This is a genomic window from Streptomyces cacaoi (assembly GCF_006539165.1).
In the GTDB taxonomy this organism is placed as follows: Bacteria; Actinomycetota; Actinomycetes; order Streptomycetales; family Streptomycetaceae; genus Streptomyces; species Streptomyces cacaoi.
On record NZ_BJMM01000055.1, the window covers coordinates 22,646 to 36,640 of the forward strand.

Annotated in this window: 15 protein-coding genes; 7 read left to right on the plus strand and 8 right to left on the minus strand. The window is 72.9% G+C overall.

Annotated features, from left to right (window positions below; genetic code table 11):
• Positions 1 to 150 precede the first annotated feature (150 nt).
• The 4 genes from SCA03_RS30290 to SCA03_RS30305 all read right to left on the minus strand — a co-directional run bounded on the left by SCA03_RS30290 (position 151) and on the right by SCA03_RS30305 (position 1,949).
• Positions 151 to 486 carry a DUF3817 domain-containing protein gene (locus SCA03_RS30290; protein WP_030885563.1) on the minus strand — a complete coding sequence of 112 codons (336 nt, stop codon included), beginning with the start codon at positions 484 to 486 and terminating at the stop codon, positions 151 to 153.
• Between the two features lie 115 nt (positions 487 to 601).
• Complete coding sequence (locus SCA03_RS30295) at positions 602 to 1,150, minus strand: MarR family winged helix-turn-helix transcriptional regulator (protein WP_086815094.1); 549 nt, start codon at positions 1,148 to 1,150, stop codon at positions 602 to 604.
• A gap of 125 nt (positions 1,151 to 1,275) precedes the next feature.
• Positions 1,276 to 1,572 (minus strand): MTH1187 family thiamine-binding protein, encoded by a 297-nt coding sequence (locus SCA03_RS30300; RefSeq protein ID WP_030885557.1) that lies wholly within the window; start codon positions 1,570 to 1,572, stop codon positions 1,276 to 1,278.
• On the minus strand, positions 1,569 to 1,949 hold the full coding sequence (locus tag SCA03_RS30305) for a DUF3817 domain-containing protein (protein WP_078873651.1): 381 nt from the start codon (positions 1,947 to 1,949) through the stop codon (positions 1,569 to 1,571). The genes SCA03_RS30300 and SCA03_RS30305 overlap by 4 nt, the downstream gene beginning before the upstream one ends.
• 94 nt (positions 1,950 to 2,043) lie before the next feature.
• Here SCA03_RS30305 and SCA03_RS30310 point away from each other — a divergent pair, with 94 nt between their 5' ends.
• The 4 genes from SCA03_RS30310 to SCA03_RS30325 all read left to right on the plus strand — a co-directional run bounded on the left by SCA03_RS30310 (position 2,044) and on the right by SCA03_RS30325 (position 4,781).
• On the plus strand, positions 2,044 to 2,688 hold the full coding sequence (locus SCA03_RS30310) for an AIM24 family protein (protein WP_030885552.1): 645 nt from the start codon (positions 2,044 to 2,046) through the stop codon (positions 2,686 to 2,688).
• Positions 2,688 to 3,338, plus strand: coding sequence for an AIM24 family protein (locus SCA03_RS30315; RefSeq protein WP_030885549.1), 651 nt, complete (start codon positions 2,688 to 2,690; stop codon positions 3,336 to 3,338). The genes SCA03_RS30310 and SCA03_RS30315 overlap by 1 nt, the downstream gene beginning before the upstream one ends.
• Positions 3,335 to 4,048: an AIM24 family protein gene (locus SCA03_RS30320; protein WP_030885546.1), complete on the plus strand. Its 714-nt coding sequence runs from the start codon at positions 3,335 to 3,337 to the stop codon at positions 4,046 to 4,048. Before SCA03_RS30315 ends, SCA03_RS30320 begins: the two co-directional genes overlap by 4 nt.
• A gap of 256 nt (positions 4,049 to 4,304) precedes the next feature.
• The gene (locus tag SCA03_RS30325; RefSeq protein WP_030885543.1) at positions 4,305 to 4,781 is read left to right on the plus strand and encodes a MarR family winged helix-turn-helix transcriptional regulator; all 477 of its coding nucleotides are present in this window, start codon (positions 4,305 to 4,307) and stop codon (positions 4,779 to 4,781) included.
• An 84-nt stretch (positions 4,782 to 4,865) separates the two neighbouring features.
• Here the strand turns inward: SCA03_RS30325 and SCA03_RS30330 are convergent, their stop codons facing one another.
• Entirely contained in the window at positions 4,866 to 6,434 is a 1,569-nt protein-coding gene (locus SCA03_RS30330; RefSeq protein WP_086816982.1) for a sensor histidine kinase, read from the minus strand.
• Positions 6,427 to 7,110, minus strand: a complete 684-nt coding sequence (locus SCA03_RS30335) for a response regulator transcription factor (protein WP_086816980.1) — start codon at positions 7,108 to 7,110, stop codon at positions 6,427 to 6,429. Before SCA03_RS30335 ends, SCA03_RS30330 begins: the two co-directional genes overlap by 8 nt.
• A 124-nt stretch (positions 7,111 to 7,234) precedes the next feature.
• Between SCA03_RS30335 and SCA03_RS30340 the strand changes: the two genes are divergently transcribed.
• Positions 7,235 to 7,951, plus strand: coding sequence for a PepSY domain-containing protein (locus SCA03_RS30340; protein ID WP_086816978.1), 717 nt, complete (start codon positions 7,235 to 7,237; stop codon positions 7,949 to 7,951).
• Between the two features lie 176 nt (positions 7,952 to 8,127).
• Here SCA03_RS30340 and meaB read toward each other — a convergent pair whose 3' ends face one another.
• Positions 8,128 to 9,120 (minus strand): methylmalonyl Co-A mutase-associated GTPase MeaB, encoded by a 993-nt coding sequence (meaB, locus tag SCA03_RS30345; RefSeq protein ID WP_086816976.1) that lies wholly within the window; start codon positions 9,118 to 9,120, stop codon positions 8,128 to 8,130.
• 101 nt (positions 9,121 to 9,221) lie between these two features.
• Positions 9,222 to 10,430: an acetyl-CoA C-acetyltransferase gene (locus SCA03_RS30350; protein WP_086816974.1), complete on the minus strand. Its 1,209-nt coding sequence runs from the start codon at positions 10,428 to 10,430 to the stop codon at positions 9,222 to 9,224.
• Positions 10,431 to 10,577: 147 nt separating this feature from the next.
• Between SCA03_RS30350 and mce the strand changes: the two genes are divergently transcribed.
• A complete protein-coding gene (mce, locus tag SCA03_RS30355; RefSeq protein WP_030885525.1) occupies positions 10,578 to 11,021 on the plus strand; it encodes a methylmalonyl-CoA epimerase in 444 nt (147 codons plus the stop codon).
• Positions 11,022 to 11,439: 418 nt separating this feature from the next.
• A partial coding sequence (gene scy / locus SCA03_RS30360; RefSeq protein WP_308698418.1) for a polarized growth protein Scy occupies positions 11,440 to 13,995 on the plus strand: 2,556 nt, incomplete at its 3' end.

A 13,995-nucleotide genomic window follows, 5' to 3' on the forward strand; every position in this document is an offset into this window, starting at 1 on the left:
GCTGCGGGAGACACCGGCACCGGCACCGGCACCGGCACCGGCACCGGCACCCGGAGAAAACACGACGCCCTCACCGCGCGCCAGGGGGGCGCGGTGAGGGCGTCGTACGAAACGTGAGAGTGCGGGAGTGCGGGCGGGCGTGCCGTCCGGTCAGGCGCCGACCGGGGCCGCCGCGGACTCGACCTGCGGGGCCAGCTCGCGCGAGACCTTGCGCTCGACGAAGAAGGCGGCGGTCGGGATGGTGCCGGCCACCAGCACCCACAGCTGCTTGCCGACCGGCCACCTGGCCTTCTGGCCGAGGTCGAAGGCGCAGACCAGATAGACGATGTAGAGCCAGCCGTGTGCGATACCGACCACGGTGGTGAAGCTCGCCGCGGCGTCCAGGTCCAGCAGGTACTTGCCGATCACCCCGAGGGTCAGCAGGACGAGGAGGACGGCGGTGACGTAGGCCATGACGCGGTAGCGGGTCAGCACGCTTCGTTTCATGGAATCGAGCGTAACCGTCCCTTCCGGGCGATCTTCCCGCGCCCCTGCCCTCGGCGCGGGAGCGGCGGACGGGCCGCACAGGGGCGTGCGGGCGGTCGGGCACGGGGCGGGCGGGCTACTCCTCGGGCCGCTGCGGGGGCTGCGGCTGCTCCCCGGCGTCCTCGGTGAAGTCGCCCGCCGCCACCCGCAGGGGGCGCAGCAGCCGGAAGATCTCATCCAGCGTCTCGTCGTCGTAGGCGCCGAGGCCGAAGTCCATGGCCATCAGGTCCTTGCCGGCCGCCTCGCAGACCTCGCGCCCCTTCGGGGTGATCGCGGCCAGCGTGCCCCGGCCGTCGTTCGGGTTCGGGCGCTTGGTGACGAAGCCCGCGCTGCGCAGCCGGTCGACGGTGTTGGTGACCGAGGTGGGGTGGACCATCAGCCGCTCGCCGATCTTGGACATGGGCAGCTCGCCGGAGCGGGAGAAGGTGAGCAGCACGAGCGCCTCGTACCGCGCGAAGGTCAGCCCGTAGGGCTTGACGACGGCGTCGACCTCGGAGAGCAGGATCTGCTGTGCGCGCATGATCGAGGTGATGGCGGCCATGGAGGGCACGGCGCCCCATCGCTGCCTCCAGTGCTCGTCGGCACGGGCGATGGGATCGAACGACAGGCTGAGCGGCTTCGGCACGCCGCCGACCCTACCGGGAGGTCACATGGTGGTCATCCCCGTCCCGGAACCCGGGCAGCGCACCCGCCCGGCCCGGCCCCGGAGCGCCCCGGCCCGGGGCCGCCGCCCCCGGGCCGGGGCGCTCCTCAGCCCTCGGCGAGGTGGCGTTCGACGGTCTCGACCTTCGAGGTCAGGCCGTCGGTGACGCCGGGGCGGATGTCGGCCTTGAGCACCAGGGAGACACGGGGCGCCCGGGCCTCGACGGCGGCGACGGCGCGGCGGACGACGTCCATGCACGCGTCCCAGTCGCCTTCCAGCGAGGTGAACATCGCGTCGGTGCGGTGCGGCAGACCGGACTCGCGGACGACGCGGACCGCGTCGGCGACGTACTCCCCCACGTCCTCGCCGACGCCGAGCGGCGTGACGGAGAAGGCAACGATCATGCGGTGGTCACGGTCCCTTCCTGTTCCTTGCGGGCGCGGGCCGCGATGACGCCGGCCTCTTCCTCCTTGCGCAGCATCCGGTCCGCGAAGAAGCCGCCGGTGGGCAGCACGGACAGGACGAAGTACAACGCGGCGCGTCCGAAAGGCCACTTGATGCGGTTCCAGGCGTCCGCCCAGAACAGGACATAGAGGATGAACAGCACGCCGTGCACGGCGCCCATGACCGGGACGGCGTTGAAGTCGCTGGTCCGCTTGAGCACCGAGCAGACGAGCAGCAGGATGAAGGAGACGGCCTCGGGCATGGAGGTCAGTCGCAGACGGCGGAGGGCGGTAACCGCCTTGGGCGGCAGGCCGCTCGGCGTTTCCAGTATGGCCACGGCGTGTCCTCTGATCGTTTGTGAAGGGAAGCACAAGCGCAGCCATTGTGGCAGCCCTGCCGGGCGCCACGGCCCGCAGGGTAGGTTCGAGGGCGTGGCTCGGTTCCGACTCGAAGGCTCCAAGGTCCTCGCCGTCACGCTGGCCGGAGGCGGGGACGTGGTCAAGGCGAAGAACGGCGCGATGGTCGCCTACGACGGCGAGATGACGTTCAAGAAGCTCACCGGCGGCGGTGACGGCCTGCGCGGCATGGTCACCCGCCGGCTGACCGGCGAGCAGATGGAGGTCATGCAGGTGAAGGGGCAGGGCACCTGTTTCTTCGCCGACCGCGCCTCGGACATCTCGCTGGTCCGGCTCAACGGCGAGAAGCTGCACGTCGAGGCGAGCAATCTGCTGTGCACGGAGGGCGGACTGCGCACCGGGACGACGTTCACCGGGCTGCGCGGCGCCTCCCAGGGCAACGGCCTGTTCACCACGACCGTCGAGGGCACCGGGCTGGCCGCGGTGCTGTCCGACGGCCCGGCGGTGCTGCTGCGGGTCAGCTCCGGCATGCCGCTCCAGGTCGACCCGGGCGCCTATGTGGCGCACCAGGGCGACCTGCGGCAGAGCTTCCAGAGCGGGGTGAACTTCCGCACGGTGCTGGGCGAGGGCTCGGGCGAGTCCTTCCAGGTGCGCTTCGAGGGCGAGGGCGTCGTCTATGTGCAGCCGAGCGAGCGGAACACGCTGGGAGGTGATCTGTGATGCCGTTCCGTGAGCTGTCCGCGAAGCTCGTCGAGGCCCGGGTGGCGCCGGGCGAGCGGCTGTTCAGCCAGCGCGGCGCGATGGTGGGCTACCGCGGCGAGGTCCGCTTCACGCCCAGCATCCAGGGCGGGCAGGGCGGTTGGATGTCCATGATCGGCCGCCGGGTCGCCAACGAGGCGACGCCGCTGATGACGGTGGAGGGCCAGGGCACGGTGCTCTTCGGCCACGGCGGGCACCACGTCGAGGTGGTCGAACTCGACGGCCAGACCCTGTGCGTGGAGGCGGACCGGCTGCTGGCCTTCGACGGCAGCCTCCAGCAGGGCACCCTCTTCCTGGGCCGGGACGGCGGGGTGCGCGGCATGGTGCGCGGCCAGATCTCCGGTCAGGGCCTGTTCACCACGACGCTGAGCGGCCACGGTTCGGCCGCCGTGATGGCGCACGGCGGCATCATCCAGCTGCCGATCGCGCCGGGCCGCCCCGTGCACGTCGATCCGCAGGCGTACGTGGCCCACTTCGGCGACGTGCGCAACAAGCTGACCACGGCCCTGGGCTGGCGCGAGCTGGTCGGCCGGGGCTCGGGTGAGGCGTTCCAGCTCGAACTCTCCGGGGAGGGCATGGTGTTCGTGCAGGCGAGCGAGGAGAAACTGTGAGCGGCGAGAGCCCGGTGCACGAGCCCGTCGTGTTCGACGCGCGCACCCTGCCGGTGAACGACAACGTCAACCCGTACGCGTTCAGCGTCGATCTGGACGGCCGCTGGTTCCTCCAGAAGGGGAAGATGATCGCCTACTACGGGCAGATCGACTTCCACGGCATCGGGCACGGCCCGCTGGACCATCTGATCGCCGCCAGCTTCCACTCCCCGCTGCACGCCGCCGACTGGGTCGTCGCCGAGGGGAAGGGCAGGCTGCTGCTCGCCGACCGGGCCTTCGACGTCAACTCCTTCGACCTGGACGACGGCAATCTGACGGTCCGCTCCGGGAATCTGCTGGCCTTCGAGCCCTCGCTCTCGCTCAAGCAGTCGATCGTGCCCGGCTTCCTCACCCTGATCGGGACGGGGAAGTTCATCGCCGCCTCCAACGGCGAGGTGCACTTCATGGAACCGCCCGTACGGGTCGACCCCCAGGCACTGGTCGGCTGGGCGGACTGCCCCTCGCCGTGCCACCACTACGACCACGCCTATCTCCAGGGCGTGCTGGGCGGTATCCGTGCGATGACGGGCCTGGGCGGGGCCTCCGGCGAGGAGCACCAGTTCGACTTCGTGGGGCAGGGCACCGTCCTCATCCAGTCCACGGAGATGCTGCTGGCGGAGCGGAACGCGGGCGCCGTCCCCGACCAGGCCGGGGTGCCCGGCCCCGGGTGAGCGGACCCGGACACCGCGACCGCGGGCCGACGGCGGCGCCCCCGCACGGACTTCCGGACGGTCGGGGCTCGGGAGCCCCCTGAGCCTGCGCGCGCTGCTGACGGAAGCGTGCACACTCCTCACCCGGCGCTTATGCAGTGCGACCGTATGCTTTCGGCCCGTGGCCCACCGGCTTTCGGTCTCTGACGACTCTCTGACGCCTGGAGACCACACCGGGTAAGCACGCCTGTACGACGGCTCGGTAGAGTCTCACGGTATGGACACGGACAACGGCACCCGTTGGCTCACCACCGACGAGCAGCGCGCCTGGCGGACCCACCTGGAGGTCAGCCGGCTGCTGAGCTACCAGCTGGAGCGGGACCTCCAGCCCTACGGGCTCACGCTGAACGACTACGAGATCCTGGTGAACCTCTCGGAATCGCCGGAGAGCCGGATGCGGATGAGCGATCTGGCCGCCGCGACGCTCCAGTCCAAGAGCCGCCTCTCCCACCAGATCACCCGCATGGAGAAGGCCGCCCTCGTCCGCCGCGAGAGCTGCGAGTCGGACAAGCGCGGCCTGTTCGCCGTACTGACGGACCACGGCTGGCAGACCCTCCAGGAGGTCGCCCCGCACCACGTCGACTCCGTCCGCAGACACTTCATCGACCGCGTCTCCCCCGAGGACCTCGCCCGGCTGGAGGCCACGCTGCGCCCCGTGGCCGAGAAGCTGCACAACGAGCGCGGACGGTTCTGAACTCCCGCCTCCCGGCGCACGCCTGCGCGCTCCGGCGCCCCGGCACGTACCGGAGCGAAAGACGGGCCGGAGCCGGGGACGCGGTCAGGAACCGGACGTGTCCCCGCCCGCGCCGGGCGCGCCCTCGTCCCTCTCCCCGTCCGTGTCCTGCGCCGCGGCCACCGGCAGCCGCAGGACGAAGCACGCGCCGCCCTCGGGAGCGGCCCGCGCCGTGAGGCTGCCGCCGTGGCGTTCGGCGACGTCCCGGGCGATGGCCAGGCCCAGCCCGGCGCCGCCCTCGTCGCGGGTGCGGGCGCCGTCCAGCCGGACGAACCGCTCGAAGATCCGCTCCCGTTCGGCCTCCGGCACGCCCTCGCCGTCGTCCCGGACCTCCAGCGTGAGCGCCCCGCCCCCGGCCCGCACGGCGACGGTGACGGCACCGGCGGCGTGCCGCTGCGCGTTGTCCAGCAGATTGCCCAGCACCCGGGCCAACTGACCGGCCGAGCCGCGCACTTCGTCCTGCGCCAGGGGCTCCTCGACCCGCACCGGATGGGGATCGCCGACCCGCTGCGCGAGCTGCTCGCGCACCAGCGCGGCCGGCTGCACCCGCGCCGGCGAGGGCCGCTCCCCCGCGTCCAGCCGCGCCAGCAGCAACAGGTCCGCCGCCAGGGTCTGGAGCCGGACCGTGTCCTCCACCGCGCCGTCCACATCGAGCAGTTCGGGATGGGCCGCGGCCACCTCCAGCTGGGTGCGCAACGAGGCGATGGGGCTGCGCAGTTCGTGCGAGGCGTCGGCCACGAAGCGCCGCTGCCGTTCGACGGAGCCCTCCAGCGCGGCCAGCGTCTCGTTCGTCGTACGGGCCAGCCGCGCCACCTCGTCCCGGCTGCCGGGCTCGGGCACCCGGCGGGAGAGATCGGTGCTCGCGGTGATCGCGCTCATCTCCCGGCGGATGCCCTCCACCGGCCGTAGCGCGCGCCGGGTGACCAGCCAGGTCACGCCCGCGACGACGAGCAGCAGCACGGGCAGCCCGATCAGCATGGAGCGGGTGACGGTGGAGACGGCCTCCTGCTGTGCGTGCAGCGAGCCCCCGGCGTACACGGTGACGGGGGTGCCGTCCCGGGTGAGGCTCTGCACGGCGACGACCCGGAACTCCTGGCGGCCGACGGTGTCGTCCTTGTCGTAGGTGACCTCTCCGTCGTCGTCGACGGGCAGGGTCAGCGTCTTCGTCTCGCTGTCGCGGTCGACATCGGCCCGGTCACCGTCCTTGTCGCCGTCCCCGTCCCCGTCCTTGTCTCTGTCGTCGCCGTCGTCGTCACCGTCACCGTCGTGGTCGCCGTCGTGATCGCTGTCGTCCGGACGGTCCGCGCGGGCGAAGTGGGCGATCGGGCCGTGGCCGTCCAGCGGGTCGGTGGCGCCGAGCACCCGGCCCCCGCCGTCGACGACCTGTACGGGGTCGTCGCCGTCCAGCCCGTCCACGTCCCCCACCTGTGCGTCGCGTACATCGCTCAGTTGGGCCGCGACGCCGCGCGCCGTGTTCTCCGCGGTGAGTTCGGCGGTGCCGGCGAGCTGGCCGCGCAGCGTCGCGACGACGAGGAAACCGGCCGCCACCAGCGCGACGGCCACCACCAGGGTCGCCCCGGCCGCCGCCCGGCTGCGGACGGAGCCCCTACGCACGGCCGCGCCCCGCGTCCGTCAGGCGGTAGCCGGCACCGCGCACGGTGACGATCCAGCCGGCCCCCAGCTTGCGGCGCAGCGCGCTGATGTACACCTCGACGATGTTGGCGTCGCCCTCGTAGGCGAAGTCCCAGACGTGCGCGAGGATCTCCGACTTGGAGACGACCTCGCCGGCGCGGCCCGCGAGGTACTCCAGGACCGCGAACTCCTTGGCGGTCAGCTCCACTTCGTCCGCCGCGTCCTCGCCGACCGTCACCCGGCGCACGGCGGGCTCCACGGTGAGGGCGCCGACCCGCAGCACGGGCTGCGCCCCGCGGGTGCGGCGGCGCAGCAACGCACGGATCCGGGCGAGGAGGACGACATAGGAGAACGGCTTGGTGAGGTAGTCGTCGGCCCCGGTGTCCAGGCCCTCGGCCTCGTCGTACTCGCCGTCCTTCGCGGTGAGCATCAGCACCGGCGTCTCGTCGCCGGCGGCCCGCAGCGCCGCGCAGACCCGGTAGCCGTTCATCCCCGGCAGCATGATGTCGAGAACGATCAAGTCGTAGTCGTTCTCGGTCGCCTGGTGGAGCCCTTCGGCACCGTCGTGCACGACATCCACGGCGAAGCCCTCGGCCGTCAGGCCCTTGGCGAGCGACAGGGCCAGCCGGCGCTCGTCCTCCACGATCAGCAGGCGCATGCGCCCACCCTGCCAAATCGCGGCTGAAGAGGGCTTCAGGTAGCTTCAGCTTACGTTCAGCAACGGTCGGCCACCGTGGAGTCATCACAGCGAGAAACGCCAACGATCCCGAGGAGTCGACACCATGAAGCGCAAGGCCATCATCGCCACCCTGACCGCCGCGGTACTCGTCGGAGGGGGCACGGCGACCGCCTTCGGCGTCGCGGGCAGCGGCTCGGGCGACGACGCCGCGCAGCCGGCCGCCGGATCCGCCGTCCGCCTCGCGGATCAGGACGCGGAGCAGGACAAGGCCGGCGGCGACCACGACGACGACTGCGACGACCACGGCCGGCACGAGCACGGCCGGGACAGCAACGACCGCCGCGAGGACACCGGCGCCGTCGAGGTCTCCCTGCGCGAGGCGGTCCAGGCCGTGCACAAGGCCCGGCCCGGCACGATCACCGAGATCGAGCTGGACACGGAGCGCAATCGGCTGGTGTGGGAGGCCGATGTGCTCGGCGACAACGGCCGCTGGCACGACGTCGACATCGACGCCTCCACGGGCAAGGTCGTCCACAACCGGGTCGACGCCTACAAGGACGACGACCGCTCCGTGGCACGCGGCGCCAGGATCGATGTGGCGGCAGCCGCCGCCAAGGCGGCCGAGGCGAGCAAGGGCACCGTCACCTCCGCCGACCTGGAGCGCGACGGGCGCTGGGAGATCGACGCCGTCGACAAGCAGGGCAACGAGCACGAGATCGACATCGACGCCCGCTCGGGCAAGGTCCTGCACCACGAGACGGACCAGGCCGACCACGACGACCACGACGACCACGACGGTGACGACGGCTCGGACGACTGACGCGCCGGGGGTCCGCCGATGCGGGCCGGAAGGCGCCTGACCGCTGTGCCGGAGCACGAGGCCCGGCGGGGCACCCCGCCCGGCCGGCCGTCGCGTACCCGGGGACACGGACGACAAGGCCCCGGCGGCCCGCGGCCCGGGCCCCGGTTCCGGCTCGGTTGACGCCGCGCTGCCGGTCAGCCCCCGGTGCCGCCTGCCGTACCGCCTTCCGTACCGCCTTCCGTGACGCCCTCCACCAGTTCGTCGGCCGCGGCGTAGGGATCCAGCGACCCCTCCACCACCCGCCCGGCCAGCGCCTCCAGCCGCTTGCCGCCGCGCAGCCCGCCCATCCGCTCCCGCAGCGCGGTCACCGCGATCGTCTCGATCTCCTTCGCCGCCCGCGCCGCGCGGCGCTCGGCGAGCACCCCGCGCTCGGTCATCCAGCCGTGGTGCTTGTCGAGCGCGGCCAGGACGTCCTCGACGCCCTCGCCCCGCGCCGCGACGCTCTTGACCACCGGCGGACGCCAGTCCCCCGGCTTCCGGGCCTCACCCAGGCCGAGCATGTGGTTCAGCTCCCGCACCGTCGCGTCCGCGCCGTCCCGGTCCGCCTTGTTGACCACGTACACATCGCCGATCTCCAGGATCCCGGCCTTCGCCGCCTGGATGCCGTCCCCCATCCCGGGAGCCAGCAGCACCACGCTGGTGTCGGCCTGCGCCGCGATCTCCACCTCGGACTGGCCGACGCCGACCGTCTCCACGAGCACCACATCGCAGCCGGCGGCGTCCAGCACCCGGATCGCCTGCGGCGCCGCCCACGCCAGCCCGCCCAGATGCCCCCGGGTGGCCATCGAACGGATGTAGACCCCCGGATCGGACGCGTGTTCACCCATCCGGACCCGGTCGCCGAGCAGCGCGCCGCCGGAGAACGGCGAGGACGGGTCGACGGCGAGGATCCCCACCCGCCTGCCCTGCTTGCGGTAGGCGCTGACCAGCGCGGAGGTGGACGTGGACTTCCCCACGCCCGGCGAGCCGGTCAGCCCCACCACATAGGCGTTCCCGCAGTGCGGGGCGAGCGCGGCCATCACCTCGCGCAGCTGCCCGGAGCCCCCCTCCACCAGCGAGATCAGCCGTGCGACCGCGCGGGGCCTGCCCTCCCGCGCCGCCGCCACCAGCTCTGCCACATCCACCATCGCGCGCCTCTCCGGGTCCTCTCCAGGTCCTGTACGGGTCCTGTGCGGGTCTTCTGCGCTCTTCCGCGGGTCTGCTCCGGGCCGGGCCGGGCACCCGGCGGTTACGGCACGCGCAGGATCAGCGCGTCGCCCTGGCCACCGCCGCCGCACAGCGCCGCCGCACCCAGACCGCCGCCGCGCCGCTTCAGCTCCAGGGCGAGGTGCAGCACGAGCCGGGCGCCGGACATGCCGATGGGGTGGCCCAGCGCGATGGCGCCGCCGTTCACGTTCACCTTCTCCGCGCTCACCCTGAGGTCCTTCGTCGACTGGACGGCCACGGCGGCGAACGCCTCGTTGATCTCGATGAGATCGAGGTCGCCGACGGCGCGCCCCTCCTTCTTCAGCGCGTGCTGGATGGCGTTGGACGGCTGCGACTGGAGCGAGTTGTCAGGCCCCGCGACATTGCCGTGCGCACCGATCTCCGCGATCCACTCCAGGCCGAGTTCCTGGGCGCGCGCCTTGCTCATCACGACGACGGCGGCGGCGCCGTCGGAGATCTGCGAGGCCGAACCGGCCGTGATCGTCCCGTCCGGGGCGAACGCGGGACGCAGCTTTGCCAGGCCCTCGGCCGTGGTGTCGGCGCGGATGCCCTCGTCCTCGGTGACGACGACCGGGTCGCCCTTGCGCTGCGGGATCTCCACCGGGGTGATCTCCTCGGCGAACAGGCCCTTGCGCCGGGCCTCGGCGGCCCGCTGGTGCGAGGCCGCGGCGACCTCGTCCTGCTCGGCCCGGCCGATGCCCAGCCGTGCGTTGTGCTTCTCCGTCGACTCGCCCATCGCGACGCCCTCGAACGGGTCGGTCAGCCCGTCGTACGCCATGGCGTCCAGCATCTCGATGGCGCCGTACTTGTGGCCCTGCCGGGACTTCGGCAGCAGATGCGGCGCGTTGGTCATCGACTCCTGGCCGCCCGCGACGACGACGTCGAACTCCCCCGCGCGCACGAGCTGATCGGCCAGCGCGATGGCGTCCAGCCCGGAGAGGCACACCTTGTTCACGGTCAGTGCCGGAACGGTCATCGGGATGCCCGCCCGCACAGCGGCCTGCCGCGCCGGGATCTGCCCCGCCCCGGCCTGGAGGACCTGCCCCATGATCACGTACTCGACCTGGTCCCCGCGCACACCGGCCCGCTCCAGCGCGGCCTTGATGGCGAAGCCGCCCAAGTCGGCCCCGGAGAAGGGCTTCAGCGAGCCCAGCAGCCGCCCCATGGGCGTACGGGCACCCGCCACGATCACGGAGGTGGTGCTGCTGGAGGATCCTGTCGTGCCAGTCATGAGGTGGGGCCCCTTCCGGCGGGAGGTTAACGAGGGTTAAACGAGGGTCCAGCCAAGATACTGAGCGCTGCGGCGCCCGGTCACCGGTCGAAGAGTGTGACCGTGCGCACGTTGCGTAACCACATGCTCAACCGCTGCACTGTCTCCATGCTGACGCGCATCGACCACATCGGGATCGCCTGCCGCGATCTGGAAGCGACCGTCGACTTCTACTCGCGCACCTACGGCTTCGAGGTGTTCCACACCGAGGTCAACCAGGAACAGGGCGTACGCGAGGCCATGCTCCGCATCAACGGCACGGACGACGGGGGCGCCTCCTATCTCCAGCTGATGGAGCCCGTCCGGGAGGACTCGGCCGTCGGCAAGTGGATGGCCAAGAACGGCGAGGGGGTCCACCACATCGCGTTCGGCACGGCCGATGTGGACGCCGACGCGCAGTCCGCCCGGGACAAGGGCATCCGCGTCCTCTACGACGAGCCGCGCCGCGGCAGCATGGACTCCCGCATCACGTTCCTGCACCCCAAGGACTGCCACGGCGTCCTCACCGAACTCGTCACCGCGGCCCCGCACCCGCCCGGGGAGCACGACTGAGCACGTGCCGGTGCGCACGCGCCGCGCGGACGGGCCCGCGCGCGCGGCACGCGCGGTCGTGTGTGCGGACCGTTGCGGGGCCGAAGTCCGGGCCGTTTGGGGAGCGTCACCGTGCCGCTGCGCCCGGTGACCGGTGCCCCGTGGGCGCGCCGGCGCCCCGCCGGCCGCGTGCGTCCCGGGCGTCCGTCCCGTGCGTCCCTCCCGCATCAACGGACAACTGACGTCCGCTTCGCGCGCCCGGTAGAGTGGCCCTTCGGCCGGGGCGGGTCCTCCCACCTGGGTGAGGGCTTCGGGCTGGGGGCTGGGTCCACGTTCCGCCGATGATCTGACACCATTTCCGGGAGACGGTATTTCTGCCAAGTCCGCGGAAGGGTTCGGATCACCTTCACGACGACCAGGGGACGGATGGGACCGCGCAGTGCGGGGCTACGACCGCTACGAGGCTGACGACCACCTCTCGCAGTTCGAGGCCGAGATGGATCGGCTCAAGAAGGAGCGGGAGAAGGCCGTCCAGCATGCCGAAGACCTCGGCTATCAGGTCGAAGTGCTGCGCGCCAAGCTGCACGAGGCGCGCCGCGCGCTGGCCCTGCGCCCGGCCGGCTACGACAACCTCTCCCAGCAGGCCGAACAGCTCCTGCGCAACGCGCAGATGCAGGCCGACCAGATGCGCGCCGACGCCGAACGCGAGCTGCGCGAGGCGCGGGCGCAGACCCAGCGGCTGCTCCAGGAACAGGCCGAGCAGCAGGCGCGGCTGGAATCCGAGCTGCACACCGAGGCGGTCCGGCGCCGCCAGCAGTTGGACCACGAGCTCGCGGAACGCCGCGCGACCGTGGAGAACCACGTCAACGAGAACGTCGCCTGGGCCGAACAGCTGCGCAGCCGCACCGAACAGCAGGCGCGCCGGCTCATGGAGGAGACCCGGGCCGAGGCCGAACAGTCCCTCGCCCGCGCCCGCGAGGAGGCCCAGCGGCTCGCGGAGGAGGCACGCGGACGGCTCGCCTCCGAGGCGGAGAGCGCCCGCGCCGAGGCCGAGTCCATCCTGCGCAGGGCCCGCGCGGACGCCGAGCGGCTGCTGAACGCGGCCTCCGCCCAGGCACAGGAGGCCACCGAGCACGCCGAGCAGTTGCGTGCCTCCACCGCCGGTGAGGCGGAGTCCAGCCGCCGGGAATCGGCCGAGCTGGTGCGCGCCGCCGAGGAGCGGATGCGTGAGGCGGACAACGCCCTGCGTGAGGCCCGCGCCCAGGCCGAGGAGAAGCTCCAGGAGGCCGAGGAGGAGGCCGGCAAGCGGCTGAGCGACTGCGAGTCGGTCAACGAGCAGCGCACCCGCACCGCCAAGGCCGAGGTCGCCCGGCTGGTGGGCGAGGCCACCAAGGAGGCCGAGGCCCTCAAGTCCGAGGCCGAGCAGCTGCGTGAGGACGCGAAGGCCGAGGCCGAGCGGATGATCGCCGAGGCCCGCGAGAAGGCCCGCTCGACCACGGCGGAGGAGTCGGCGAACCAGCTGGCCGAGGCGGCCCGCACGGCCGAGGACGTGCTCAACAAGGCGTCGGAGGAGGCGCAGGCCACCACGAAGGCCGCCACCGAGGAGGCCGAGCGGCTCCGCAAGGAGGCCGAGGAGGAGGCCGACCGGCTGCGTGCCGAGGCGCACGACGTCGCCGAGCAGCTCAAGGGCGCCGCCAAGGACGACACGAAGGAGTACCGGGCCAAGACGGTCGAGCTCCAGGAGGAGGCCCGCCGGCTGCGCGGCGAGGCGGAGCAACTGCGCGCCGAGGCCGTCGAGGAGGGCGAGAAGATCCGCGGCGAGGCCCGCCGGGACGCCGTCCAGCAGATCGAGGAGGCCGCGGGCCGCGCCGAGGAGCTGCTGGCCAAGGCGAAGGCGGACGCCGAGGAGACCCGTACCGAGGCGGCCACCGAGAGCGAGCGCGTCCGCACGGAGGCGATCGAGCGGGCCACGGCGCTGCGTCGGCAGGCCGAGGAGGCGCTGGAGCGGGCCCGCACCGAGGCGGAGGAGCTGCGTACCCAGGCCGAGGAGCAGGCCGGGCAGACCCGTGCCGAGGCCGACGAGGCGGGCCGCCGGGTGCGCGAGGAGGCCGAGGAGGCCGTCCAGGCGCGCCGTTCGGAGACCGAGGCGGAGCTGAAGCGGCTGCGCGAGGAGACCGAGGAGAAGCTGGCAGCGGCCGAGTCGTCGCTGACCGAGGCGCGTACCGAGGCCGAGCGGCTGCGCGAGGAGGCCAGGAGCGAGGCGGAGCGGCTGCGTTCGGAGGCGTCGGAACGCGCCCGGGTGCTGCGCGAGCAGGCCGAGGAGGAGGCCGAGCGGCTGCGTACCGAGGCCGCTTCGGACGCCTCGCAGGCGCGTGCCGAAGGCGAGTCGGTGGCCGTGCAGCTGCGCAGTGAGGCGGCGGCGGAGGCCGAGCGGCTGCGCGAGGAGGCGCAGGCGACGGCCGACCGGGTGCGCGAGGAGGCGGACGCGGCGGCCGAGCGCACCAACACCGAGGCGGCCGAGGCCCTTTCAGCGGCGCAGGAAGAGGCGGCCCGTCGGCGGCGGGAGGCCGAGGAGCTGCTGGCGTCCGCGCGTGAGGAGGCGCACCAGGAGCGCACCCAGGCCCGGGAGCAGAGCGAGGAGTTGCTCGCCTCGGCCCGTAAGCGGGTCGAGGAGGCGCAGGCCGAGGCGGAGCGGCTGACGGAGGAGGCCGAGCGCCGGGCGGCGGAGCTGGTGTCGACGGCCGAGGAGACGGCGCAGCAGGTGCGCGACTCGGTGGCCGGGCTGCGCGAGGAGGCCGAGGCCGAGATCGCCGGGCTGCGTTCGGCGGCCGAGCATGCGGCGCAGACCCTGCGCAGGGAGGCCCAGGAGGAGTCCGACGCGGCCAAGTCCCTGGCGGAGCGCACCGTCGCGGAGGCGATGGAGGAGGCCGAGCAGACCCGCGCCGAGGCGGAGCGCATCCGGGACGCGGCCCGCGAGGAGGCGGCGGCCAAGCGC

Excerpts from the sequence above, each read along its gene's own strand:
- SCA03_RS30290 (WP_030885563.1), bottom strand. The coding sequence starts at position 486 with ATGAAACGAAGCGTGCTGACCCGCTACCGCGTCATGGCCTACGTCACC.
- SCA03_RS30300 (WP_030885557.1), bottom strand. The coding sequence starts at position 1,572 with ATGATCGTTGCCTTCTCCGTCACGCCGCTCGGCGTCGGCGAGGACGTG.
- SCA03_RS30315 (WP_030885549.1), top strand. The coding sequence starts at position 2,688 with ATGCCGTTCCGTGAGCTGTCCGCGAAGCTCGTCGAGGCCCGGGTGGCG.
- SCA03_RS30325 (WP_030885543.1), top strand. The coding sequence starts at position 4,305 with ATGGACACGGACAACGGCACCCGTTGGCTCACCACCGACGAGCAGCGC.
- SCA03_RS30335 (WP_086816980.1), bottom strand. The coding sequence starts at position 7,110 with ATGCGCCTGCTGATCGTGGAGGACGAGCGCCGGCTGGCCCTGTCGCTC.
- SCA03_RS30340 (WP_086816978.1), top strand. The coding sequence starts at position 7,235 with ATGAAGCGCAAGGCCATCATCGCCACCCTGACCGCCGCGGTACTCGTC.
- meaB (WP_086816976.1), bottom strand. The coding sequence starts at position 9,120 with ATGGTGGATGTGGCAGAGCTGGTGGCGGCGGCGCGGGAGGGCAGGCCC.
- SCA03_RS30350 (WP_086816974.1), bottom strand. The coding sequence starts at position 10,430 with ATGACTGGCACGACAGGATCCTCCAGCAGCACCACCTCCGTGATCGTG.
- mce (WP_030885525.1), top strand. The coding sequence starts at position 10,578 with ATGCTGACGCGCATCGACCACATCGGGATCGCCTGCCGCGATCTGGAA.